Origin of the sequence: Enterococcus sp. ARL09-542 (assembly GCF_005234805.1) — a bacterium.
Taxonomy (GTDB): domain Bacteria; phylum Bacillota; class Bacilli; order Lactobacillales; family Enterococcaceae; genus Enterococcus_D; species Enterococcus_D gallinarum.
The window spans coordinates 19,953-46,043 of record NZ_QPQX01000008.1; the positions used below are offsets into that span (position 1 = coordinate 19,953).

Here is a 26,091-nt window from a genome sequence, read left to right on the forward strand (position 1 = left end):
GAGCTGTCGATGTACTGATTCCTAAAGACTACCGCACACAAAAATACCAAAACAAGAAGATAGGCTCCTTGTTTTGGTATTTAGTCGTTTACTCATCGATCGTTCTTAATGAACAATCCTTGTCTCCACTTAAGAATCGACATCTCGTAATCAAAAAGAACTGCTACCTTTTATTTTCGTCTTTTTATTAAATAGAATTCAATAAAGCTGACTAATCCAATTCCTATAAGGTTTAAATAACTTTTTGATACGTCATTGGTTTGTGGTAATTTTGCTTTTGATTCTGAATCTTTTTGATAATTTGTATTTTCTTTCTTAGATGTTGATGTCTTGTTTTTTTGCTCTGAAGTGGATGTTTTTGCTGGAGAAGCATCTTTTGTATATACATATGTGATGGTTTGCGGCTCTTTCCCTAGCTTTCCGATCCGATTTTCTGGTAATTGGCTCTCATCTAGATGATAACCATTGATCGACAACTGATATTCTTTCGTAGTAGCATCATAGTGATCACCGATATTTCCTTGAATGGTTTTCGCTGCATGAATTTCTTTGCCGTCTTTGTCAACATAGACAACTGTCACAGCTGCCGCTCTTTCTTAATCTTTGCCTTTATCCGAATTCTTCGTATACACATATGTCACGGTTTGCGCTTGATCACTCATTACTCCAGTGCCATTCTTTGGCAACTGTTTCGTGTCTAATGTATAACCATTGATCGTTAGTTTGTATCCATCCGTCGTAGCGTCGTAGTCATCTCCAACATTTCCTGAAATGGCTTGTGATGCGTGGATCTCATTTCCATCTGTGTCCACATATTCTACCGTCACATCTGCCGCTTTCACAGGATCTTTGGTATATACATAGGTCACGGTTTGGGCTTGATCACTCATTACCCCAGTGCTATTAGTTGGTAATTGTTTCGTGTCTAATGTATAACCATTGATCGTTAGTTTGTATACATCTGTCGTAGCATCGTAGTCATCTCCAACATTCCCTGTAATGACTTGTGGTGCGTGGATCTCATTTCCATCTGTGTCCACATATTTCACCGTCACATCTGCGGCTTTTACAGGGTCTTTCGCGTACACATAGGTCACTGTTTGTGCTTGATCACTCATTACCCCAATACCATTATCTGGCAACTGTTTCGTGTCTAATGTATAACCATTGATCGTTAGTTTGTATACATCTGTCGTAGCGTCGTAGTCATCTCCAACATTCCCTGTAATGACTTGTGGTGCGTGGATCTCATTTCCATCTGTGTCCACATATTCTACTGTGACATCTGCGGCTGCTTCTTGATGATTGATCGCAAATTGATGCAAATAGGTACCTGAAGAAATCGCGTAGAAGCTAAACCCATCTGGTTGTGCATATGTCCCGGCTGGATTATTCAGACGTGAATTGTATTTCATCGTATGAATACCTTCAAATTCTTCTGGGGTTATATCAGACACAGTGACGTCTTGATCTGTAATAGATAGCTGAGAAGAAGGGAGTTGAACCCCGTTTAAGTCAAAATACGTTTGGCTTTGACTATTGGATGTTGAAAAAGGTGGAACATAGCCATCAAAATTTGTTAGTCGATTGGGCATGATCGAAAACGGGACAAAAAATGACTGCGTTGCAGCATCATAATTCAGCTCCTTAGCGGATATCGTAGTCACTCCATCACTTCTTCCTGTATTCTGCCCATAAGCCGCCAGATTTTCTAAGACAGGAAAATTGTTGATAACGGTGAAATCGCTGACCGCACAAAATTGAATCCGTAATTCCTTTAAATTCGGCAATGTAGCCAATGGCGCAATCGTAGTAATATTCATATTCGACTCAAAAGTAAGTGATTCTAAATTCTTCATTTCAAGTATCTTCGGATAGACAGCATCTGTGACATTAGCAGAAGAAAGGTTCAATCGAGTAAAATTGTCCCCAAAATCAGGAACATTGTCATCTGTAACATTCGCTCCCATTAAATAAGCATAGACTAAACTATCTATCTTAGTTAATACCGAAAAATCAGAAATCTGATTGGTTCCATTCATGTAAAAGGAAGACAGGCTTGTGGCATACTCCAAACCGGACAAATCAGCAAGAGCTGAATCAGTCGAATAAATATAGATTGTCTGCATTTTACTGATTTTTTCTTTAGTGATTTCTGATACTTCGATTCCTAATGCCTTCGCCACTATTGACTGTAATGTAGGATCTGGTAACCAACTAGAAACATCCTCAGTATTGGCTTGATTATCAGGCAACGAATTTGCGAACTGTTGAGCATTTGATGGCAACAAACTTCTAGCTGATTTTTCCTTTGATTTGGCAGAACTTGTATCTGGAATCGATGATTCTTCTGTACCTACTGTTGATGCTGTTGATGTTGTTGATGCTTCACTCTCAGAACTTGATTCCTTTGAATCAGAAGTAACACTTTCAGAGGTAGAAGATTCAGTAACAGTCTCAACTGAATCGTTGCTAGTTTCTTGGGTGGTGTCAGACTGTACAGAGTCGTTTCCCTCCGCTGCTAGTACTGTCACTACGGGGGTAGCCAGTGGTGAATTTAATAAGACAAATAAAGATACATAGCTAAATATTTTTCGTTTATTTTTGATCTCCTTTTTTGCTAATCATTACCTTTTCTTTTTTTAACCATATTCTCATTTTAATAATAATAATCCTAAAATGGAAAATAGTAAAGTTATAACTTAACTAGTGAAATATAGCACGAACGTTACGCACTTTTCACACCCCAATCACGCCATTTCATTTGCTAAAAATTAATAACTACTGTATCTGTAGACCAAAGTATTTCTAGGAATAATGGTAGCAAAAAAAATAGCTGTACCTGCTTTGACTTTGCTTCAAACAAAAATCAGTGTATCTACGCTTACTCTCCCATGACTTTCAAAAAAGGATTGCATCTAAAATTGTAAATTGATCAGCTGAAATAAAGCTGCTTCTTAGCTTCCTCGTCTTTCGATATTGTGGAGCAAGACAATCAATAACAGTTGGCGACAAAAAAAGACCAGCAAGGAATATCCCCAGCTGGATCCACAAATAGATATTTTTTACGTTTTAGCAGTTAGATCTGTTATCGATGCCAACAGACGGAACAAAAAATCCCGTTTATTGGTACAGTGCAGTTTTTTTCTTACCTGCCCATTCTTTGGTTCCATTCTTCTCGCAGCACACCGTATTTTACTGAGTCATAATAGTGGCCTTCCCAATAACGAACTCTACGGATTTGTGCTTCTTTCGTCATGCCCAGTTTTTCCCCAACCTTCATCATCCGGTGATTGCCTGACCAAGTCGTATATCCGATCCGTTGGATGAGTGGTTCTTGTTCAAATAAGAATGTGATCCACAAACGCATCGCATGACTACCGACCCCATGATTCCATATAGTGGCATCATAGATTGCTACACCAAATTCAAGCCATTGATGCAGATTGCCATCTTCCCAATATGCAGTGGCGATTCCTACAAGCCTTCCTTGATAATAAATAGCCTTCCGTAATGGATTATTTAAACAATTTTTGCCAAATCCATTTTTGAATTCTTCCCAGGTTAGGATAGGGTCCTGAAAATAAGGTCCATCCCACTTTTTCCACTCTAAGTCAGCTTTAGGACCATAACTGATCGACCAAAGAGCAGAAAGGTTTTCTTCGGTGATTGATTTCAATTGTATATGATTTTTCATCTTTCTCCTTTTCAAACATCAAACTGCTGAAAAATAAAACTGAAGCTACTTGTTTTTACCAAACAAACGTTGAAAAAAGCCATTTTTTTCGGACGCTGTTTCTTTGACTACCACTGTACCATCGGTGTCCTTCCACTTTCTCTGAAACGTAAGATTATCTTGTAAAAGTAATCCATTTAACTCGAGGATACCTTTTAACCCAGCAATCGTTCGGCGCAACTCACCGTCTTGTTGACCATAGAAATCCTTCTTCCCAGCATCTTCAAGTTCTTCTAGTTGCCGGATTAACTCTCGAAGTGTTTGAGCCTGATCTCCCAGAATAGCCGACATCTCTTCCACTTGACGTTCTTCTATCGTTGGTGCCGTTTCGTAAATAGTCACTAAAGATAAACTATCGACATAATCCTTTAAGTCAAAAAGAAACGTTTGGCTTGCTTCATCTTCAACCATTGATGTTTTCATTAAATAGTTTTGTAACGCTTCCATTTGTTTTTGCTGAACGAGTAAATCTAACACTAAGGCCTCTGTGTCCATCGGTACCACCTCCTACTCTATTGTTGCGTTTTTCTTTTGCTTCGTCAAGAAAAGCTTCGAGAATAATGTTGAAAAACAGACGGGCTGAATAGTAATTGTTTTCTCTACTGTATATTACATATCACATACCACTTCTTTTATAGTCAAATTTACTAGTTTCTGCACCACCCTACAGTTAACTCAATTCATTGTATCTCTCAACTACAAAAAATATCCCCTCGGCAGCTAAGATACCGAGGGGATTGGTGCATTCATTGCTTAGCCGTTATAAGCATCCACAATGATTTGTTTCAATTCAGAAATCAATGGTTCTTTAGGGTTCGCAGTTGTACATTGGTCTTCGTAAGCCAATTCAGCCATACGATCTACAGTTGCATCCAATACTTCTTGAGTCACGCCTTGTGCTTTCAAGTTCATATCGATACCAACGGATTTACCTAATTCGTAAACCGCAGTTGCTAATGCTTCAACTAGTTCCGCAGTTGTTTCTCCTTTAAGACCTAAGAATTTCGCAATGTCTGCGTAATCTGTGTCAGCACGGAAGAAATCATATTTAGGGAACATCGCATGTTTTTGAGGATCTTTGGCATTGTAACGGATAATATGCGGTAAAAGAATCGCATTGGTACGTCCGTGAGGAATACCATATTCTCCCCCAATTTTGTGAGCAACTGAGTGACAAATACCTAGGAATGCATTGGCGAAGGCCATACCTGCCATTGTTGATGCGTTATGCATTTTTTCGCGAGATTCCATATCCGGTGTTTTCACTGATTTTTCTAAGTAGTCAAAGACTAACTTGATTGCTTGTAAGCTCAACCCACGAGTGTAATCAGATGCCATTACCGACACATAAGATTCAATCGCATGGGTCAATACATCCATACCTGTATCTGCTGTTACAGAAGCAGGAACTGACATGACGAATTGAGGGTCAACGATCGCTACATCTGGTGTTAATGCGTAGTCTGCTAATGGGTATTTCACATGCGTATCGCTATCTGTGATAACCGCAAATGGGGTTACTTCAGAACCTGTACCGGAAGTTGTTGGGATACATACAAATTGAGTTTTTTCTGGTTTGTCGATCTTGTATGTCCGTTTACGGATATCCAAGAATTTTTGTTTTGCGCCAAAGAAAGATGTATCTGGGTGTTCATAGAACATCCACATGCCTTTCGCAGCATCCATTGCTGATCCACCACCAAGAGCGATTACTGTATCTGGTTTGAAATCAACCATCATCTTCGTTCCAGCATAAACGGTATTTGTTGATGGGTTTGGTTCTACATCTGAGAAGACTTCGATCTTCACATCGTTTTTGCGGCGAGCAAGAACTTCGCGAACGGTATCGCAGTAGCCGAATTGAACCATTCCTGGGTCACAAACGATCATGACACGTTCAACATTTTCCATTTTCTCTAAGTATAATAGAGAGTTCTTTTCAAAGAAGATTTTTGGCGGTAATTTAAACCATTGCATATTATTTCTCCGTTTCGCTACAGTTTTAACGTTGATCAAGTTCACAGCAGAAACATTACGAGAAACAGAGTTCTTTCCGTATGAACCACAACCAAGTGTCAATGAAGGGATCATTTCATTGTAGATATTACCGATACCACCTTCAGCAGATGGAGTATTCACCAAGATACGGCAAGCTTTCATGCGTAAGCCAAATGCCAATTGCAAATCTTCATTTTCTGTGTGGATAACCGCTGTATGTCCTAATCCACCTAAATCAAGCATAGCTTCACATTTTTGGAAAGCATCTTCTGTGTTGTTTGCTTTGATCATTGCTAGAACTGGAGAAAGTTTTTCGCGAGATAATGGGTAATCTGCACCCACGCCATCTAGTTCTGCAATCAATAGTTTCGTACCTTCAGGCACCTTGATGCCTGCTAATTTTGCGATCTCCATTGCTGAATGTCCAACAATTGCTGGATTTACAGCATATTTGCCTTCATTCATCACTGCATCTTCAAGTTTTTGCAATTCTTTTGGTTTTACCACGTATACTTGATGAGCTTCAAACTCTGCTTTAACAGCTGCATAGACTTCTTTATCAACGATCACTGCTTGTTCAGAAGCACAGATCATTCCGTTATCAAATGTTTTAGAAACGATCAAATCGTTGACCGCGCGTTTGATTTTTGCTGTTTTTTCGATGTAAGAAGGGACGTTACCTGGACCTACACCTAGGGCTGGTTTTCCTGTTGAGTATGCAGCTTTGACCATGCCTGCACCACCAGTTGCCAATACGATGGCGATTCCTGGGTGATTCATCAATAAGCCTGTTGCTTCGATTGATGGATGTTCGATCCATTGCACACAGTTTTCTGGTGCACCGGCTGCGATTGCTGCATCACGAACGATCCGCGCTGCTTCTGCTGAACATTTTTGAGCAGATGGATGGAAAGCAAACACGATTGGGTTCCGAGTCTTCAATGCGATCATTGCTTTAAAGATCGTTGTTGACGTTGGGTTCGTTGTTGGAGTTACCCCACAGACAACCCCGACTGGTTCAGCAATTTCGATCAACCCTTTTTGTTTGTCTTCATTGATCACGCCAACTGTTTTGTCATGTTTGATGCTATTCCAAATATATTCTGAAGCATACATATTTTTGATTGCTTTATCTTCATAGATTCCGCGACCCGTTTCTTCAACTGCCATTTTTGCAAGCGGCATATGTTTGTCTAAGGCTGCCATAGCCATTTCGTGTACGATATGGTCTACTTTCTCTTGATCAAAGTTTTCCATTTCTTTTAAGGCCACGTTTGCTTTTTTTGCAAGATCATCGATCATTGCTTGTACATCGATCGTCACTTCTTTTTCCAATGTCTTAGCCATTGTAATCCTCCTAGTTCGTTAACAATTTATTTGTTAATTACTTCACATACACATCATACAATAACTCTTTTCGTTTGTAAACAATTTCTGTGATTTTTTTCACAGTTTTTTAAAAATAAGTTAAATCAAGCGTTTTCAACATATCGAGTTATTTTAATCTGATGTTTAAGTGACTCGAGTATCCATGTGCTTTATTGAACAATCGTTGCTTTTATCAAGCTTTTTCCAAGAAAAAGAACCGATATATTTGATTGATTCTCAAATATATCGGTTCTTAGTATGATGGATACTGATTTTGGTTTTGCATTTACATAGATGAACAATAACACTCTATTGTCCAATTTTGAAGGAGCGTGTTTCTTCAGAGGTGATTTTTTTCAAAAATTCACTCAATAGAATGATTGTTTGCAAATAATCTTCTTTGTGGATGATTAATCTTGAGGAATGCATATACCTTGTCGGAATCGATACTGTCATTGCAACAACTCCTGTCATTGCTTTATGGATGTTGCAAGCATCTGTCCCTCCAACAGTCATGAAGTCATGCCGATAAGGTAGTTTTTGTCTTACTGCAATCTCTTCCATTTTTGCAAGCAGTTCACTATTACCGATCGTTAGCGAATCCAAAACAGAGAGTACAGGACCTTTTCCCAGTTGCAATCCCCCTTGATCAAAGGGAGTGTCTACAGCGGTAGTGACATCTAACGCAATCGCCAAATCGGGCTTAATGCTGTGGGCAGCTGTACGGGCACCTCGTATACCGACTTCTTCTTGAGTCGTTGCCGCAAAGTAGACATCAACAGCTAGCTCTTCTTTGGCTAAAGCGTTCATGACCTCAATACAGACACCCACACAAACTCGATCATCCCACGCTTTCCCTAGCAAGTAATTCGGATCATTCATTTCACGAAAGACCGTCTTAGGTGTAACCATGTCGCCTACCATTATTCCTAACTGGCGAATATATTCAGCTGACGGAACCCCCATATCTAAATAAAATTCATTAGCTGGGATCACTTTATTCTTTTCTTCTGGCGGCATCCCGTGGGGCGCGCGACTTCCAATGACCCCTGTGTATTTCTTGCCTTCCATCGTTGTGACACGCATTTCCTGTGCGGGCATGACGTGTCCCCACCAGCCGCCTACCGGTAAGAGTTTCAAATAACCTTCCTTGGTGATTTTTCGAACTACGAAACCGACTTCGTCCATGTGGGCTGACAACATCACTTTGGGCGCATTCGCTTTAGAACTCTTTTTTACTAAGATCAATGAACCAAGGTTGTCATAAAAACAGAAATCAACTGCTCCTTCTGCATATTTCTTCACGATTCTGGATATTTCTTTTTCCCGGCCGCCGATACCATCGGCTTCACTTAATTCTTTTAGGATTTCTAAGTCTACAGCTCTCATAGGGATCGTCTCCTAGCGGTTTTCTTCTTTGAATGAAACAATCGCTGCTTCGTCTAAGTCTTTCAGAAAAAGATAGATGGCTTGACCGACTGTTTCATAATCTTCTTGCGAAACAACTTGAGCTGCTGTGTTCATATTTCTTACAGGCATGTTCATAAATAAGACTGGACATCCCGTCCGTAATTTGTTGAACCAAGCACCGTCTGAGTCTTCTAATGAGAAATAATATTGATATGGCAATGCTGCCTCTTCACAGATTTTTCTCAATTCTTCCATCGGCAACCGATTTGGCAAAACGGAAGGATCATAATATGTCAATAGAACTCCTTTTGAGAGTTCTCCTTGTACATCGCCAGCATCTTCCTGATAATCCCAGGCTCGATTTGTATCTAGGATGATCGTTAGGTCTGGTGCAACCAGATTCGCTGCTGTTTGAGCACCTCTGGCACCGACTTGCTCCTGAACCGTACATCCAACATATAGATCAAAAGGGAAGCTGAGTTGATTTTCATAAATTTGACGTAACAAATCAATCGTTTGATTGACAGAAATCCGTCCATTCCAATTTGGAGCGATCCATTCTTTTCCATTTTTGCTGACAGTAAATTTGGGCGCAAATGTCACCATATCTCCCAAAGAAACTTCTTCTGACAATGCTTCCTCTTTTGAAGAAAAACCAAAATCTAATAAAACGTCCTCTTTTCCCTGAACCTGGTTTGCTTTGTTTCGTCCTAAAATGACGCCTGGGAAGGCTTTCCCTTGTCGATTGTACAGGTGGACTTCCTGTCCCAATAAGCTATTCGGCTCGATTTTCCCCATTATCAGTCCGCGAATCAAGCCGGTTTCTTCGATTTTTTTGACAATAAACCCAAGTTCATCCATATGGGCAGTCACTAAAACAGTGGTTGGATTCTCCTTTTCAGATTTGATGACCCCATAGATCGAACCTAGATTGTCATAGATGATTTCATCGCAGTAAGGTGCATAATACTCTTTCAATAATTTAGAGATTGTTTTTTCTCTTCCGGAAATTCCGGGAGTTTTGACCACTTTTTCGAGCTGATCCATTTGTCCCATCTGCTTTACCACTCCTTAGTAACAATGTTCCTTCACGTAATCCGTTGTATCTTTTTTCTCTGCTTTCAACTGACAAAGAGTCAACATTTCGTTCATTGCTTCTGTTAATCCAGTACCACCCTTTTTTGGCATTTTTACAATATCTACTTGATCTTTAAATCTTGTGATTGCCTCTTGGCATTCAATGGACATCGCCGCAACAGCAGGGATCTGAACCTTCTCTTCGACAACTCTCGCAACTTCAGCAGCCATTTCCCCGTATGTTTCATAATTAAAACATGGACCGCAAAGCAACACATCTGCGCCTAATTTCTGTACCATTGCGGCAATCTTTAAAGAAGATTCCTTCGCATGCTTTCGGTAATAGTCATCACCACAATAAATCGTGGCAAGAACCTCCATATTCTTTTCCTTTAATAGCTTTTCGAACATTTTGACAGAACCAATCGCTGTCTTTTGCCCCCCTAATGGCTGATCCCCATGTTCTTTCCCACCAAGTCCGGCTTGAATTTGATCCAGCAAAAAGATTATTTTCATTGTGATCCCCCTTCTATAACAAGTGATCGATGGAAATATCATCAAACGACAATTCCAGTTCTTCACTTTTGGCTTGTTCTGCTTCCCGTTCATCCTTCAGGTATTGCTTGTCTAATGCCATAATGAATGGATAGTAGATCAAACAACCAATGGCTAATAGAATCAATTGCCAGACAGAGGCAACCAGACTTCCTGTACTCAAATACCCTGAGAAGCCGATCGGGGTCGTCCATGGCAATGAAACGCCGGTTGTATAAGGAATGATTCCTAGGTTGGTTACCAATGTTGATAAAAGCAGATTAACCATTGGAACAGCGATAAAAGGAATAATAATGATTGGATTCAATACGACTGGCAAACCAAAGATGATTGGCTCATTGATCCCGAAAATTCCAGGAACGAGCGAAAGTTTCCCTAGTTCTTTGATCCGTTTTGATTTACAGAAGAGGACCATGATGATTACAAGGGAAAGTGTAGAACCACCGCCGCCAAAGTTGGTAAAGAAGTTCGAAAATGGATCCGTGAAGATGTTTGGCAAATCTTTACCAGCTTGAAAGGCATCTAGGTTTTCCATGGTTAGAATTCTTAAGATCGGCGCAAATACAGAATTGGCTACCGCCGGACCATTAATCCCAAAGAACCAAAAAATCGTACAGGCTAAACTATAGAAAATCTGTGCGGTTAATGTATTACCGGCTCCTTTTAATGGCATTTGCAAGACATTAAAGATAAAATCATGGACGGTACCAAAAGGGGTCATACCAAATAATATATTGATGACAAAAAATAAGAGCATGACTAGTGCACTTGGAATCAGCGCAGCAAAGGATTTCGTTACAGCAGGTGGAACCCCATCAGGCATCTTGATGGTCCAGCCTCGTTTTGTTGTATAAGCATAAATTTCTACAGAAATAAGTGCGACGAGCAAACCGACAAAAATCCCATTTGTTCCTAAGTGATCAAAAGAAAGCCCGCTAATTGGATCTGCCACTCCTTCAACGATCAGCTTATTTGGTGTTAAAATCAAAAACGCAATCACGGCTACCGCTGCCGCTTGGATGGGATCGGTTTTCTTTTCCCGTCCATAAGCATACGCCGTTCCTAGACATGAAAAGAAGCCAACTGTATTAAAGACAGAACCAGAAACCCGAGTGACCCACGACTCCCAACCTGTACCAAACATTCCTGCCCAAAACTCTGACCACCCTGGTATTGGAAAATTTGCGAACAGTAAGAAAATCGATCCTACAATCACTAATGGTGTCGTGATCAAAAAGCCATCACGCACTGCGATCAAAATTTTGTTCTGCCCTAACTTTACCGCAAGCGGCATCAACACATTTTCTAATTTATCGAACATTCCACTCTTCCTTTCGAGATCTTGCTCTTTGCAATCCTCTTTTTTTGAAATCATACCGGTGCTTTGATGCGTGCTTCATATGCATCAAGCCACTCTTGCGTGATCGGTGTGATCACCGTGGTTTGATCTGGACCAGGATTGGCCATATAAATAGCCGCTTCTTGGTCAGCTGTCGCAACGCTAAATGTGAATTCTACATTTGTTGCCACCCCCCATGCCCCATTTTTATCCAATGCTATCAACGAAAAGGCACCTGCTTTGCCATAACGTTTGCGTAATCGTTCTTCAAACCCATAAACAGCCCGGTCACAAGCGGCTTGTGGTGAAAGACCTTCTCCCATCAAGCGGACGATTTCATAAGAAAGACAGCCTTTCATCAAATCTTCACCCAAACCTGTAGCGGCAGCTCCGCCAATCGTACTGTCTACATAAAATCCTGAGCCGGATAATGGCGAATCTCCCACTCGACCCTGTTTTTTCATGAACAAACCAGAGCTAGAGGTTCCGACTGCCATTTGCTGTTGCGTATCGAGAGCAACAACGCCAACCGTGTCATGGCCATCGTAAGGATCGAGGTTGGAAGCAGCGATTTCTGCTAATCGTTTTTCCCAGATTTTTTTTGCCCGATCGGTCAACATATTCTTACGTTCAAATCCAGCCAACATCGCGTATTCGGTGGCTCCTTGCCCTACTCGAAAGCTATTGAATTTCTCATCACTCAATTGGCGTGCAACTGAGATGGGATTGGCAACATCGGTAATCCCTGCAACGGCACCAATCTTAAATGTTTCACCATCCATAAAAGCGGCATCCATTTCGACGATTCCGCGTTCATTTGGCAATCCGCCATAACCAACTGATTTATAAAATGGATAATCTTCCACTGCTTTGATGGCAGTTTCTACTGCATCTTTGCATGACGCTTGTCCTTCTAAAAGTTCTTTGGCTGCCAGTACACCATCGTGTGCCATTCGCCAAGTTGCAATCATTCCCCACATATCTTTCCCTCCATCATTTGTAGCGCTTACAAGTATATTCTATACGGTATATACTAGTATGTCTATACTAAAAAACGAGTTTCTTTCAACTCTCATTGATTTATAAGAAACTCGTTTCGGATTTTTTTTATTGTTGAGGATTCATCCAGGGCATTCTTATTCTGTTAATGCTTTGATGCTGCGCATGTAGATCTCTAAATTCATCCGTAAGTCAGCACTGTCCATGTACTCATTCTTATTGTGTGCAATCCCTTTTTGACCAGGAAAAGACGGACCAAATGCCAAGATATTCGGCATTTTGCGTGCATAGGTTGCCCCTGTTGTGGTTACTGGTTTAGGGTCATTGCCTGTGACTGTGTGATAAATCGTCGACAGTTTAGCTATTTCGGTTGATTCTTTGTCTCGGCAAAACCCGGGAATACTGCGAATGACTTCTAATTCGACACCGATAGGCAGTTGCCTTTTCAAACGGGACAATACGTCTGTTTCTGTAACAGTCACTGGGTAGCGAAAGGCAACTTCCATCACTAATCCTGTGAGAGACTTTTGTATCACGACAGGCGTCAAAATCAATTTACCAGAATCTTCATCAGCCAGCGCCAAGTCAATCCCTTCTCCAAAATGCTGCTGATGAAAGCTTTGACAGATCCAACGAAAATAAGATTGTATGGTTGGAGGAATAGTTTGTTTCTCAGCCAGTTGGGCTGCCAGGATCGAAATTGCATTTTCTCCCAATTCAGGAGCATTGCTTGGAGAACGTTTCCCTGTGACTTCAAACTTCTGATCGGCAATGCTTACACTCAAGTCGTCAGGAACATGGTCTCGGAATTGATCCCCCTGAAACGAAGTGAGTTGCTGTAGTTCATCGTCTGGCAGCGGAAAATGGAGCGCTACATTGACGACCCCTCGTTCGCCATAGACTACCGGATACTTACAATCTGGCGTAAATCCGAACACAGGTGGTTGTTCTGCGGCCAAATAATGAGGAACATCCGACATACCACTTTCTTCATCCGTACCGAAAATGATCCGCAGATTTTTTTTCGGTTGGTGTCCTAATTCTTTCAATAATTTCATCCCATAAAGGCAACTAATGATTGGTCCTTTGTTGTCTAGAATTCCCCGACCATAAAGGCGGCCGTCTTTTTCGCTTAAATCAAACGGCGGAAAATCCCAGTCTGAACCCGCAGGCACCACATCGAGATGTCCCAGGATACCGATGTAGTCTGACCCTTCTGGTCCCCACTGTGCATAGCCGATCGCATCATCGATCACCTTTGTTCCAAATCCAAAAGCGGCACTTTTTTCCATTACCAAAGACAAAACTCGCCGAGTTTCCGTACCATAGGGCGCCTGTGGCATAGGTTCAGATTTGACACTAGGAACTTGCATGACTTGTTTGAGTAAGTTTAGAAAATCCAGCCAGTTTTCCTCAATGGCTGTGCTGATTTGGTCCATTTTTGCCACCCCTTATTTTTGACGTACCAATGTATTTTTAAAGGTATATTTATCTGCACGATAAAAAGATGTATCGAACAAGATCGGTTTCGCAGAAGGGGAATAAGTCATCGAATGGACGAGAAGCATTGGTTCCTCTTCGGATACATGCAATAGCTTGGCAATGTCTGGCGGACTTTTGACCGCTTCCACTTCTTGATGGGAATAACCAATCTCAATGTTGGCTTCGATCACTTCATATAAAGAAGACTCTAACTGATCTTTGGTGATTTCGCCGGACTCTTTTTCTAAATAACGCTTCAATACATAGAGGTTCTCCACCGTCATCGGTTCATCATCAAAATAACGCAAACGAGTCAGATACACCATTGGTTCTTTCCCATAGTTGCCGAACATCTGTCGGATCTTAGTCGGTAATTCTTTCACTGTCTCTACTTGTAATACTTCGGTTCGGGTCTTTTTCCCTTGGGCTTTGGCCGTTTCGGTGAAGCTTTGCAATCCGCCAGATCCACTCTGGATCTTTGGCTGCTTCATCACATACGTTCCTTTGCCTTTTTCTTTGACTAGGATATTTTGGGTGATCAGAAGATCGATGGCTTTGCGGACAGTTAGCCGACTGCATTGAAATTCTTCCGCTAAATCATAATCAGAAGGCAGCTTCTGACTCGTTACATAAGTGCCATCATTGACACGTTGGGCGATTTTATCTGCTACTTCCTGAAAAACGGCTTGTTTTTTCACTTGATTCCCTACTTTCTACTCTACCATTCATAAAATGGACGATTCGCACTCACACCAGAAGCCACACTAACAAAGGCCTGGTTGTCGACGGATTGAATCATTCCTTCAACTGTCTTTAATTCTTTTTGGGAGATGACTAAAAGCAACAATTTCTTCTGTTGATGATCAAAGCCCCCCTCAACATCATTGATCACTGTGATCCCTCGCTGAAGTGCACATTGTAATGTTGCAATGACACCTTCTGCTTTTTCGGTTACTACTAGTAATTGCACACGCCTTTGCTTGAGATTCACGTAGTCTACCATTCGACCACTGATAAAGAAAGAGATTGCACTATAAAAAGCGTACGGCCAGCCAAAAATCATTCCAGCAACGAGTTGGAGACTGACATTGAAAAAGATAAAGAAACTGCCAATACTTTTGCCGGTCATTCTCTTCACTAAGATCCCTAAAATATCTAATCCTCCTGTGGAAAAATCATCGTTTAAAGTCAGACCAACGGAAAACCCATGGAGCACACCGCCAAAAACAGCGCAGATGACTGGATCTGTAGTCAATGTGACAACTGGGACCACCTTCATCATAACAGATGAGAGGAAGACAGTACAAACCGTCATAAGCGCGAAATCACGATCGATTTTGCACCATGCAATCGCTAACAATGGCGCGTTAAAAAATAAGACCAACACAGGGATTGACCACTCGTTACCAAAGTATACTTCCAAGAGCTGCGACAATAATTGTGAAAGTCCAGTAATTCCACTGGCAAATATATTTCCTGGCAGCCAGAACATATTCAATGCGATGGATGATAACAGTGCATAAATGAGTGCAACAGCTAATCGTTTTATTCTTTTTGGCATAAGCATCTCCTTCCGCTTCGATTATAGTATATATCATTAAGTATATACTGTCATCAAAAAACTTATTTTCTTTAAAGAAACCGCCTTTGCTGATCCATAGTCTTTCTCAGGATCGAGGGGTAAAATTTATCCTGACATGCGGGCTAGAAAAAGAGAGTAAAATACTTGAAAACTGACTAATTTTGACTAAAATAATAATTGGAAAGAAAAATAAAGAAAGGATTGATTATTATGTCACATGAGATTGAACCTCGTCGCTCAGATGCCTATAGTATGACACCTTTTAATTTCTTCGAAGATTTTGGTCGCAGTTTTTTTGATGGTTTTAAAGCGAACATGATCAAAACAGATATTCACGAAAATGATTCGGAATATCTCGTTGAAGCAGAGCTGCCTGGTATTCCTAAAGAAAATATTCAAGTCACTTATGAGAATGGTATTTTGACGATTGCTGGTCAACATCAATCGGATACTACGACTGAAGATAAAAAAGGAAAACTAGTACGCAGCGAGCGTAGTTTAACAAGTGTTCGTCGCCAATATTTGCTAGAAAATGTCAAAGAAGACGACATCAAAGCTTCTTATTCTGAAGGTATTCTTAAATTGACTTTGCCAAAAGATGATCACGGCAAAGAACCTAAGAAAACCATTCCGATCGAGTAGCAGCATCACTTTTACCAAACAAACAGCCCCCTTAACAGAAATGCTTGTTAAGGGGGCTATTAATGTAGAAAAAGACCTGTTCTCCATGCTTTGCTTGCTGATTTTTTTGCTCTTGCTAAAGAACAAGCGAAAATCTGGACAAACGCCACTCTATAAAAAAAGAGGCTGGGACAGAGGTGCTAAACTCCTAGAAATAAGAAGGAATACGCGGAAATTGCTTCTCAAATTTTGGGGTATTTCGACTTGTTTCCGAAGGAGTTGCTTCTGCTCCCACCATCTAGACGTGTTTAGAGCGTGGGACAAAAGTTTTTTTTACTTTTGTCCCACGCTCTAGTCCTAGCTGTCTTTGTCAGACGGATCGAAAAAAATTATTCTTTTGTATCGTCTGCTTTTGTTTCATCAACAACATCAGCTGGTTCGATTTCAGTTGCAACAGATGCACCAGTACCAGGTGTCACGGTACGAATCGCTGCCCGATCGAACTCTAAGAAAATACCTTCACAGTCGATGACAACTGTACTCTTGTCTGTATTTACTTCAGAAAGAACGCCATGAAGTCCGCCAATTGTTACTACGCGATCTCCAGCCTTCATATTTTCCAATAAGTTTTTTCGTTCTTGCTGTTGTTTCTTTTGTGAACGGCTCATGAAGAACCACATTGCCACCAAAGCAACAAGCATAAAGAGCATTGGTAAAGATTGTGCCATTTTTTTCACCTCGATTTTTTTACTTTTCTATAGATACTTTATCAGAATCTGACGTGTATTCCTACCGTTTTACCAGAATAAATTAGAAATTTTTGGCATTTTCTTTATTGAAGCCATATTCTTCGAAGAAATGTTGCCGGAATTCCAGCAAGTTGTCATCCATGATCGCTTGACGGACTTGTTTCATCAAATTCAACAAGAAATAAACATTGTGATAAGAAGTTAATCGGATCCCGAATGTTTCATCACATTTGATCAAATGACGAATATACGCCCGTGAGTAATTCTTACAAGTATAACAATCACAGTTTTCATCAATTGGTCGGAAATCTCGGGCAAACTGGGCATTCTTCACGACTAAACGACCTTTAGACGTCATACATGTTCCGTTACGGGCGATTCGAGTCGGTAATACGCAGTCAAACATATCGACCCCGCGAATAACGCCGTCGATCAGAGAATCTGCGGCTCCTACCCCCATCAGATAGCGAGGTTTGTGGTCAGGGATCCATGGTGTGGTAAATTCCAAGACGCGATTCATTTCAGCTTTTGGCTCGCCTACTGACAAACCGCCAATCGAATAACCAGGAAAGTCCATGCTGATCAAATCTTGCGCACTTTGTTTCCGTAAATCTTCAAAACCGGCCCCTTGAATGATCCCGAATAGGCCTTGAGAATCTGGATTGGCATGAGCTTTCAATCCGCGTTCTGCCCAGCGAGAAGTCCGCTCTACTGATTTTTTGACATACTCATAGCTTTCATCGAATGGCGGACATTCATCAAAACTCATCATGATATCCGAACCTAGTTTGTTTTGGATATCGATAGCTTTTTCTGGTGAAAGGAACATTTTTGAACCGTTTAGATGGTTCTTGAAATGGACACCTTCTTCAACAATATTTCGCATATCTGCTAGTGAGAAAACTTGGAAGCCACCAGAATCGGTTAGAATCGGCTGATCCCAATTCATAAACTTATGCAGCCCACCTGCTTCGGCCACTAGATCTTCTCCTGGTCGCAGCCATAAGTGATATGTATTACTTAAAATGACACCAGCGCCCATGGCTTTCAGTTCTTCCGGTGCAAGGGTCTTAACAGTAGCTAAAGTTCCTACAGGCATAAACATTGGCGTTGGAAAAGTGCCATGCGGTGTGATCAATTCACCTAAACGGGCACCTGTATGTTTCTCTTTCTTGATCAGACGATAACGAATGGCAGGTTGCGACATTCATTTCCCTACTTTCTTTATAGACTCGATTAACTGTGCAACGCTATTAATGATAAGGGTTGCGTTAGGAATTTGCAAGAAGGTTTCAGCTTCTCTTCCTCTTTTTCAAAAAAACTTTCCTTTCTTTGCTTTATTTTTTGTACAATCCATGCTCATTTGCTATCATGTTAAACAGATAGAAAGGAGGTTTTTTTATGAAAACTAGAGGACAACTAAAAAGTGAAGCCAAATCCGTTCTGAATGGACGCTGGAAAGATAGCGTATTGATGTGCTTGGTCCCTACGTTGATCTCTATTGCTTTTGCTGTTGTGATCGTAGTGATTGTTGTGTTGCCTTTGATGGCATTAAGTCAAAATGGTGCCTTTGATAGTCAATCCATCAATGAAGCGTCGAACTCAACTGGCGGTAGTGGCGGTGGCTTGATCAGCGGATTATTCTCAGCATTGTTTGGTGCCGGGATTTCTTGGACATTCCTTGATTTGTTACGCGGCAATAAACAAGAGATTCGTCCATTTTCTGATGTCTTTCGTGGATTTAGCGGTGTATTCGCACTTGGTATCATTGTCATCTATATTTTATCAACGATTTTCGTTAGTTTATGGGCATTATTATTTGTGATTCCAGGAATCATCAAATCCTATTCCTACTCACAAGCATACTTCATCTACTATGATACCTATGAGCAAACAGGTACACGGCCAGATTTTCTTGCTTGCATCACGGCTAGCCGCCGATTGATGAAAGGGTATAAAGGAAAACTGTTCTTACTTGATTTGAGTTTTATTGGCTGGCACATTCTAGCCATTATCACAGCTGGTATCGGGTATCTTTGGTTGACACCTTATATCAGTGCTACCAAAGCAGCCTTTTATGAAAACTTGCCAAAACAGACATTAGCTTAAAAAAAGGACCTTACTTTGACATATCAAAGTAAGGTCCTTTTTGATTGAATGAAAAATTGTTCTCAACGTAATGTTTCTTCCGTTAATTGACACGTTTTGCTTCCACAGCATCTTTGACTGAATTCGCAACGATTTTGGCTACTCCTTCTTGGAAAGCATCCGGAATAATGTTTGTTGGTGACAGCTCCTCGTCTGGAATCAAGCTAGCAATTCCTTTTGCTGCGGCAATCTGCATCTCAACCGTGATTTTGCGGGCTTGAGCATCTAAAGCTCCACGGAAAATACCAGGAAAAGCCAACACATTGTTGATTTGATTAGGAAAATCACTGCGTCCAGTACCAATGATATAGGCACCTCCTGCTAAGGCTTCGTCTGGGAAGATTTCCGGTACTGGATTAGCCATAGCAAAAATCACAGGCTTATCTCCCATCTCAGCGATCCATTCCTTCTTCAGTGCTCCTGGAGCAGAAACACCAATGAAGATATCAGCACCTTTCAACGCTGTCTGCAAATCACCAGAAAGATGGTCACGGTTTGTCACTTTAGCAATCTCTGCGTGATGAGGTGGTAACTGATCATTTTCTTCATTCAAGATCCCCACCTTGTCTACGACAATGACATTTTTTGCACCAGCTGCCAAAAACTTACGAGTAATAGAAAGTCCAGCAGAACCACCGCCATTGACAACGATTTTGGCTTCTGCTAGTGATTTGCCAATCAATTTCAGGCTGTTGAAAGCAGCCGCTAAGACAACTATTGCCGTCCCATGCTGGTCATCGTGGAAAATCGGGATCGCACACTCTTCGATCAGCCGCTGTTCGATTTCGAAGCAACGCGGCGCACTGATATCTTCTAAGTTGATTCCACCAAAGGTCGGTGCAATTGCTTTGACGATCGCAATAATCTCTTCTGTCTCTTGAGTATCTAAAACGATAGGAATAGCATCTACATCTGCAAATCGCTTGAACAAAGCGGCTTTCCCTTCCATGACCGGCATTGCTGCTTCTGCTCCAATATTACCAAGACCTAACACAGCAGAACCATCGCTTACAACAGCGACTGTGTTTTTCTTTGTTGTCAATGAATAGGCCAGCTGTTTATCTTCTGCAATCGCGGAAGATACGGCAGCGACACCCGGAGTGTAGGCAATGCTTAAGTCTCTTCGATTTTCAATCGCCGCTTTTGATACTACTTCCAATTTACCGCCATGTTCTTTGGCTTGTCGCAAAGCGATTTCTTTTACATCTTCTGACATGATTCGTTCCTCCAATAGTTGATCGTTTTTTCTATTTTTTATTAAAAAATCATTCGCAAGATTGCGGTCATGGCAATCACTGTGATGGCGCCGCCTAAACGGGTAGCTACTTGGGCAAAAGGCATCAAGTTCATACGGTCAGCGGTACTTAAGATCGCTACGTCTCCTGTGCCTCCCATACCGCTTTGACAAGCAGAAATAATTGCGGCTTCGATGGGATACATGTTCATGAAACGTGATACGACGAACCCGGTGGCAATTACCGTGAACACTACACTGATGACGACTAAGAAATAAGAGACACTCAGTGTTCCCACAACGTCTTTCAATGGAATATACAACAATCCTAAACCAGCCATCAATGGGAAAGTAAAGTTGCCGGAAATAAATTTATACAATTGTTTGGAGCCATGTTGTGTTTCTGCCGGCACCACATTCAAGTATTTCAAAAAAGCGGCTAAGACAATCATCAATACAGGACCAGGAAACCCAGTCAAATGCTGCAGTAAACTACCAGCAATGAACAGTGTACAAGCGGTCAGCACACCAGCGCCCATTTTCTTGATATCAAAAGCGCCGGAATCATCTTTTAACGCATCTGCCATGTCATCATCATTTTTCATTTTGACCAATTGTCCACCCCCAGAAAGATCTGGTCGTTTTTCTCCCCAGCGAGAGAGCAATGCGGTACACATGATCGCGAAGAAATTACCAATGATCGTTGCTGGAATCAGTTGTGCGACCAGCTGTTCACTCCCCATACCAGTAATGGCACTGTAGCCTAGTGATAAAGGCAAGATTCCTTCACCGATCCCGCCAGCTAACACTGGAGTAACGATGAAAAACAACGTATGTTGCCATTCTAAACCTAATAATACACCAACTAGCGTACCAACACCCATGGCGCAGATCATCCCAATCATCATGGGAATAATCATCCGCATCAAACCTTGGACTAAGATTTTGCGATTCATCCCTAAAATACTGCCGCAAACTAAACAAGCAATATAAAAATATAAGAAGTTGGCTTGCTTCATCAAAATATCGGCAGACTCAAGAATATTCGGATTGACTAAGTTGAAGAAAACCAAAATAGATGGAACCAATAAAGATAAAATTGCCGGACCACCGAAATTCTTGATAAAAGGAATAGTGGCACCAATCGTTCCTAATAACCACCCTAAAGTCAAAATGACCGCAAAACCACCTAGCATATTTACGGGTAATTGTTGTAACAGACCCGTGACTACGATGACTGTTGATAAAACAATGTATACTGGCAGCGGAACTGATCCAATTTTGATTTTCATCCACCGATCAATTAGCTTCTCTTCTTTTGCTTTAGATTCAACCTGTTCTCTCGCCACATGGGGTTCGATATGCTTTTCCATTTTGCTTTCCTCCTAAATTGATCTACTAGTTCTACGAGTACCTCGTTACACACAGATTAAAGCAAGCGTTTTCTTTTTCGTAGTTTATTTAATTATTTTAAGTATTTAAATTAATTAAAGCGTCTTTAGGGATTCCGCCGCTATGTTATAATTTACGAATAAAGGGGGAAATGTAGTGAAAAAAGGGTTACGGTTATGGGGGGTATTGACTTTAGTCTTTACAATCGTCTTACTCATTGTCACTTCCATTCTTTATGGTTTAGTCCTTATTCAAAATTCCACATTTATTCGCTCCAACGAAGAACACCTGCTCTTGTCCGTCGGTAAACAGCTGGCGATCGATCCACAAGTGACTACCGCTTTGGAAGAAGGACGTTCCAACGATCAATTGGAAGCTTACACAAATGAAGTGACACACATACACGGGTTGGATTTCGTGGTAGTTATGGATATGCAAGCCATTCGTTTGACTCATCCAGATGAGACCCAAATCGGCAAACACTTCGAAGGCGGTGATGAAGTCACTGCATTGGAAGGAAAAGAACATGTTTCTGTCAGTGAAGGAACATTGGGTCGCTCGTTGCGGGGATTCGTTCCCGTCTATTCCCTCACTGAATCGCAAAAACAAATCGGTGTAGTAGCTTTAGGGATCCGTATGCAGTCCTTGAGTGCTTTAGTAAAGAGTTCTCGGGAAGGGTATCTACTTGCCTTAGCATTAAGTATCACAATCGCCGCCTTTGCAGCAACTGGACTTGCCTATTATTTGAAACGGCAACTTCATAATTTAGAACCAAAAGAAATCTCACGTCTCTTTGAAGAACGCAATGCCATGTTGGAAGAAACTAAAGATGCGGTCATTGTATTGGATTTGAACCAACAAATCAATTTGGCAAATATCGCCGCCAACGAGCTTTACCAAAAGAACAGTGGACACAATGACTCCTTGGTCGGCAAACATTTGCAGGATTTGATCTTGCAGACCGATGCTGTAGACTTGGAGCGAAATGTTGAACAGCTCTATCGGCAAAATGGACAGGATTTTCTTTTTTCCTCTGCACCGATCAATGTGGATCAGAAACGGATCGGTTGGATCGTGTTTTTGCGCAATGCGACAGAATCGTTATTCGTCATGGATCAGTTAGCCAATACTACTGCTTACGCCAGTGCGCTGCAGTCTCAGTCCCATGAGTTTATGAATAAACTGCATGTGATCTATGGGCTCGCTGATTTAAAAGCCTATGATGAATTGAAAATTTATCTGGATGATATTTTGACTCCAGAAAAAGAGTTCTCTCATCGCTTGTCTTTTTTAGTTCAGAATCCGCAAGTTGCTGGATTTTTGATTGGCGAACGTCAAAAGTTCTTTGAGCGTAAAATCCACTTGATGATCGAGATTTCACCAGAAATTCCCGCCAATTCGCAAGAAGTTGAAACAAAATCGTTGATCGATCTTTACCGGTATATTCATCATGTTTTGTTGCAACTAAACACCATAGAAGATTTGCGGATCGAGATCCATCATGAAACAGGCCTGCTGACAACGACCTATACCATTCAGCTGACCACAACGGATCAGCAGCAATTGCAGGATAGTTTTCACAGCAACTATTTCCAACAAATGTTAAAAGATTACCAGGCAGAGTTTTTGATAGAAGAACAACCTAACTTTGTCGTTCTCCAATTACAAACGCATTATCATGGGGTGATAAAATGAAACCATTACATGGATTAATTGTCGAAGATGACCCAATGGTGGAATTTATCCATCGGAATTATTTAGAAAAAATCGGCAGATTTCAAGAAATCTATTCGGCAGATGCTGTGACAGATGCTGAATACTTACTACAAAACAAACAAGTTGATTTAGTGCTGCTAGATGTCCATTTGAAAAATGGCAACGGCTTAGACTTGCTCAAAGAGATCCGGAACTCTCAGCAAGCCATCGAAGTGATCTTGATCACAGCAGCCAATGAGACACAAACTATTCAGCATGGACTACATTTAGGTGTTCTGGACTATCTCGTCAAGCCCTTTACCTATGAACGTTTCCGGCAAAGCATCGAACTATTTCTAAAACGGCAAGAAGCTTTGGAACAAGACAGTCTTGCCCAAGAAACCATTGATCAAATAATGGTTGCAAAGAAGAGTCCCGAGTCATCCCTTACAGAACTGGATAAAGAACTCTCTCCTGATACCATGGATCGCATCAAAGCGGCTATCCAAACATTTCCAGACACTTTCACGATCCCAGACTTGGTAGAGATCAGCGGATTTTCTCATGTCTCAGTCCGTAAATACATGCTTTACTTAGAAAAAAATAACTATGTTACCAGTCAGATTATCTATACCAAAATCGGACGCCCTTATAAAGTTTACCAACGATCCTAACAATTAGTGGACTCTCTCTAGGAACGTCAACGAGTGATTGCTGATTTGCTGATTATTGAATAAACGATGTTTTAGTAAGTCAGCTTTTTAGATTTTAAATTGTGAATTGATCGTTGTACTTTGTATACCCTACCTATTTGCAAACGCTTCCTAAATATGCTATAGTATAGGTGTAAGGAAGGTAGCAACTCTGTTGGTGGTCTTGTAAATATCGCAAACTCAATCTACTAAAAGTTGTTGAACGTACAAGTTTCACCTAGTATCAAGCGTGTAAAGTAACAGAAAAGCGTAACACAAAATCGAGAATCTTTTCGAAAAAAGGATACGTCTATTACGTTGTATCAGTACACACGAAACATGTGTAAGTTTGTAAAAGAAAACAAATTTTGAGAAACAATTGCTTTGCATGAACCAACCATCAGCGACCACCACTTATACCTTCCCTTAGTTATAAGCTGGACGACAAAAAAGCAGTTCAAAAAGTTGAGAAGTATCCCAACTTAACGAGCCGCTCTTGTCGTTCAGTTTTTTATTTTAAGAACATGGCATCGCCAAAACTAAAGAAGCGATAACGTTCATCGATGGCATGCTGATAAGCTTCTAATGTTAGATCGCGTCCGGCAAAGGCACTGACCAACATTACCAATGTCGATTTCGGTAAATGGAAATTCGTTGAGAAGGCTTGGACAACTTTGAACTGATAGCCGGGGGTAATGAAAATACTCGTCCAGCCGCTGTCGGCTTTGATATCGCCATCAAATTTGGTACCAATCGTCTCTAATGTACGGATCGAAGTCGTTCCGACCGCAACGATTTTCCCACCATTTGCCCGCACATCGTTTAATTGAGCCGCCGCTTCTTCCGTCAATCGATAAAATTCACTGTGCATTTCGTGATCCGCAATATTATCGACGCTAACTGGGCGGAAAGTTCCTAGACCCACGTGTAAGGTCAAATAAACTAATTTGACCCCTTTATCAGCGATTTTCTTCAATAATTCTGGCGTAAAGTGCAAACCGGCCGTTGGTGCCGCTGCAGATCCATTCTCTTTAGCATAAACGGTTTGGTAACGATCTGGATCTTCCAATCGTTCCTTGATGTATGGCGGCAATGGCATTTCACCCAAAGATTCTAAAATCTCTAAGAAAATCCCATCATAGCTGAATCGAATAATTCGGCCACCATGTTCGAGTTCTTTTTCAACGACCGCTTCTAAGCGACCGTCGCCAAAGGTGATCTTCGTACCGACTTTTGCTCGCTTGGCAGGTTTGATTAATGTTTCCCAACTGTCCCCTTCGATATTGTTTAACAATAAAATCTCTAGATGAGCGCCGGTCTCGATTTTCTCGCCATAGATACGAGCGGGCAAAACGCGAGTATCATTCATCACAAGGGCATCGCCAGGAGCTAATTCATCAATAATGTCATAAAAATGTTTGTCTTCCATTGCACCGCTTTCTCGGTCCACGACCAATAGGCGGGAACTGGAGCGATCGCTAAGCGGCGTTTGAGCGATCAATTCTTCCGGTAACTCAAAGTCAAAATCTTCTGTTGTAAGCATGTCGTCACTCTCTTTCTTTCATATGCCCGTCTATTCTATCATGTTTAGAGATTACTCGCCAATTAGGAAACTAGGCATAGCTTTAAATAAAAAGAGCGCTAGAGAGACTAGAACCTTTTCACGGTGCTCCTAATCTATTAGAGAATTTTAACCGATAACACGGAATCTTCTGCCTTTTTTATCTGCTTTATCGTTTTGTGAATAAAACAAAATTTTTTCACGTGGGATTTTTTCTTGCTGAGCACATTTTTTCAATGTGTCATAAACATAACTGCTGTTGTTTTTATAAAAAACCATGACTTTTTTCGAGTCAATTTCTTTGCGATAGCCTTCATATTTCTTTCTTAATCGTTCAACTTCTGTAACAATCTCTGAATCTTTATTCCAATCGGGAATTGCAGTAAGCAAGCAAATTCGTTTCCAGTATTCTTTTTCCATTATTCAAACTAACCACGAAAGACATTTAGGTTG

At 41.1% G+C, this 26,091-nt stretch carries 23 protein-coding genes; 4 read left to right on the forward strand and 19 right to left on the reverse strand.

The features are described from left to right. Window positions 1-170: 170 nt before the first annotated feature. The 13 genes from DVW06_RS17835 to DVW06_RS10025 all read right to left on the reverse strand — a co-directional run bounded on the left by DVW06_RS17835 (window position 171) and on the right by DVW06_RS10025 (window position 15,525). A complete protein-coding gene (locus tag DVW06_RS17835) occupies window positions 171-581 on the reverse strand; it encodes a MucBP domain-containing protein (protein ID WP_432763344.1) in 411 nt (136 codons plus the stop codon). 15 nt (window positions 582-596) lie between these two features. Then, window positions 597-2,534 carry a MucBP domain-containing protein gene (locus DVW06_RS09970; protein ID WP_446717780.1) on the reverse strand — a complete coding sequence of 646 codons (1,938 nt, stop codon included), beginning with the start codon at window positions 2,532-2,534 and terminating at the stop codon, window positions 597-599. Window positions 2,535-3,148: 614 nt separating this feature from the next. Further along, entirely contained in the window at window positions 3,149-3,697 is a 549-nt protein-coding gene (locus DVW06_RS09975) for a GNAT family N-acetyltransferase (RefSeq protein ID WP_003128287.1), read from the reverse strand. Between the two features lie 45 nt (window positions 3,698-3,742). Continuing rightward, on the reverse strand, window positions 3,743-4,231 hold the full coding sequence (locus DVW06_RS09980; protein ID WP_005470222.1) for a hypothetical protein: 489 nt from the start codon (window positions 4,229-4,231) through the stop codon (window positions 3,743-3,745). Between the two features lie 258 nt (window positions 4,232-4,489). Next, window positions 4,490-7,081, reverse strand: a complete 2,592-nt coding sequence (gene adhE / locus DVW06_RS09985; RefSeq protein ID WP_005470221.1) for a bifunctional acetaldehyde-CoA/alcohol dehydrogenase — start codon at window positions 7,079-7,081, stop codon at window positions 4,490-4,492. Between the two features lie 330 nt (window positions 7,082-7,411). After that, window positions 7,412-8,491, reverse strand: a complete 1,080-nt coding sequence (locus DVW06_RS09990; protein WP_003128283.1) for a M42 family metallopeptidase — start codon at window positions 8,489-8,491, stop codon at window positions 7,412-7,414. A 12-nt stretch (window positions 8,492-8,503) separates the two neighbouring features. Further along, window positions 8,504-9,568 carry a M42 family metallopeptidase gene (locus DVW06_RS09995; RefSeq protein WP_005470220.1) on the reverse strand — a complete coding sequence of 355 codons (1,065 nt, stop codon included), beginning with the start codon at window positions 9,566-9,568 and terminating at the stop codon, window positions 8,504-8,506. Between the two features lie 15 nt (window positions 9,569-9,583). Then, window positions 9,584-10,105: a GrdB-related putative oxidoreductase gene (locus tag DVW06_RS10000; protein WP_137264606.1), complete on the reverse strand. Its 522-nt coding sequence runs from the start codon at window positions 10,103-10,105 to the stop codon at window positions 9,584-9,586. 13 nt (window positions 10,106-10,118) lie between these two features. Then, window positions 10,119-11,465: a PTS sugar transporter subunit IIC gene (locus DVW06_RS10005; protein WP_005470219.1), complete on the reverse strand. Its 1,347-nt coding sequence runs from the start codon at window positions 11,463-11,465 to the stop codon at window positions 10,119-10,121. Window positions 11,466-11,515: 50 nt separating this feature from the next. Next, window positions 11,516-12,463, reverse strand: a complete 948-nt coding sequence (locus DVW06_RS10010; protein WP_003128278.1) for a N(4)-(beta-N-acetylglucosaminyl)-L-asparaginase — start codon at window positions 12,461-12,463, stop codon at window positions 11,516-11,518. 156 nt (window positions 12,464-12,619) lie between these two features. Further along, window positions 12,620-13,921 carry a Sapep family Mn(2+)-dependent dipeptidase gene (locus DVW06_RS10015; protein ID WP_005470217.1) on the reverse strand — a complete coding sequence of 434 codons (1,302 nt, stop codon included), beginning with the start codon at window positions 13,919-13,921 and terminating at the stop codon, window positions 12,620-12,622. Window positions 13,922-13,933: 12 nt separating this feature from the next. Beyond that, window positions 13,934-14,662, reverse strand: a complete 729-nt coding sequence (locus tag DVW06_RS10020; protein WP_003128274.1) for a GntR family transcriptional regulator, LSA1692 subfamily — start codon at window positions 14,660-14,662, stop codon at window positions 13,934-13,936. Between the two features lie 20 nt (window positions 14,663-14,682). After that, the gene (locus tag DVW06_RS10025; protein ID WP_005470216.1) at window positions 14,683-15,525 is read right to left on the reverse strand and encodes a YitT family protein; all 843 of its coding nucleotides are present in this window, start codon (window positions 15,523-15,525) and stop codon (window positions 14,683-14,685) included. Between the two features lie 231 nt (window positions 15,526-15,756). Between DVW06_RS10025 and DVW06_RS10030 the strand changes: the two genes are divergently transcribed. After that, window positions 15,757-16,188 carry an Hsp20/alpha crystallin family protein gene (locus tag DVW06_RS10030; RefSeq protein ID WP_003128269.1) on the forward strand — a complete coding sequence of 144 codons (432 nt, stop codon included), beginning with the start codon at window positions 15,757-15,759 and terminating at the stop codon, window positions 16,186-16,188. Window positions 16,189-16,556: 368 nt separating this feature from the next. Here the strand turns inward: DVW06_RS10030 and yajC are convergent, their stop codons facing one another. Next, a complete protein-coding gene (gene yajC / locus DVW06_RS10035) occupies window positions 16,557-16,895 on the reverse strand; it encodes a preprotein translocase subunit YajC (RefSeq protein WP_005470213.1) in 339 nt (112 codons plus the stop codon). A gap of 82 nt (window positions 16,896-16,977) precedes the next feature. Further along, window positions 16,978-18,123, reverse strand: a complete 1,146-nt coding sequence (tgt, locus tag DVW06_RS10040; protein WP_005470211.1) for a tRNA guanosine(34) transglycosylase Tgt — start codon at window positions 18,121-18,123, stop codon at window positions 16,978-16,980. A gap of 194 nt (window positions 18,124-18,317) precedes the next feature. Here tgt and DVW06_RS10045 point away from each other — a divergent pair, with 194 nt between their 5' ends. Then, a complete protein-coding gene (locus tag DVW06_RS10045; protein WP_003128265.1) occupies window positions 18,318-19,025 on the forward strand; it encodes a DUF975 family protein in 708 nt (235 codons plus the stop codon). An 82-nt stretch (window positions 19,026-19,107) separates the two neighbouring features. On the opposite strand, the gene DVW06_RS10050 is transcribed toward DVW06_RS10045, so the two are convergent. Further along, entirely contained in the window at window positions 19,108-20,283 is a 1,176-nt protein-coding gene (locus tag DVW06_RS10050) for an NAD(P)-dependent malic enzyme (RefSeq protein WP_029486340.1), read from the reverse strand. 38 nt (window positions 20,284-20,321) lie between these two features. Further along, window positions 20,322-21,590 carry a 2-hydroxycarboxylate transporter family protein gene (locus DVW06_RS10055; RefSeq protein ID WP_225585976.1) on the reverse strand — a complete coding sequence of 423 codons (1,269 nt, stop codon included), beginning with the start codon at window positions 21,588-21,590 and terminating at the stop codon, window positions 20,322-20,324. A gap of 256 nt (window positions 21,591-21,846) precedes the next feature. On the opposite strand from DVW06_RS10055, the gene DVW06_RS10060 reads away from it, so the two are divergent. Continuing rightward, window positions 21,847-23,385: a Spo0B domain-containing protein gene (locus DVW06_RS10060; protein WP_003128260.1), complete on the forward strand. Its 1,539-nt coding sequence runs from the start codon at window positions 21,847-21,849 to the stop codon at window positions 23,383-23,385. Beyond that, window positions 23,382-24,059, forward strand: a complete 678-nt coding sequence (locus tag DVW06_RS10065) for a response regulator (protein WP_137264607.1) — start codon at window positions 23,382-23,384, stop codon at window positions 24,057-24,059. Before DVW06_RS10060 ends, DVW06_RS10065 begins: the two co-directional genes overlap by 4 nt. A 529-nt stretch (window positions 24,060-24,588) precedes the next feature. On the opposite strand, the gene queA is transcribed toward DVW06_RS10065, so the two are convergent. Together queA and DVW06_RS10075 are read right to left on the reverse strand one after the other, a co-directional pair. Then, window positions 24,589-25,620: a tRNA preQ1(34) S-adenosylmethionine ribosyltransferase-isomerase QueA gene (gene queA, locus DVW06_RS10070; protein WP_005470202.1), complete on the reverse strand. Its 1,032-nt coding sequence runs from the start codon at window positions 25,618-25,620 to the stop codon at window positions 24,589-24,591. Between the two features lie 147 nt (window positions 25,621-25,767). Further along, window positions 25,768-26,058: a hypothetical protein gene (locus DVW06_RS10075; RefSeq protein WP_086268973.1), complete on the reverse strand. Its 291-nt coding sequence runs from the start codon at window positions 26,056-26,058 to the stop codon at window positions 25,768-25,770. Between the last annotated feature and the right edge of the window lie 33 nt (window positions 26,059-26,091).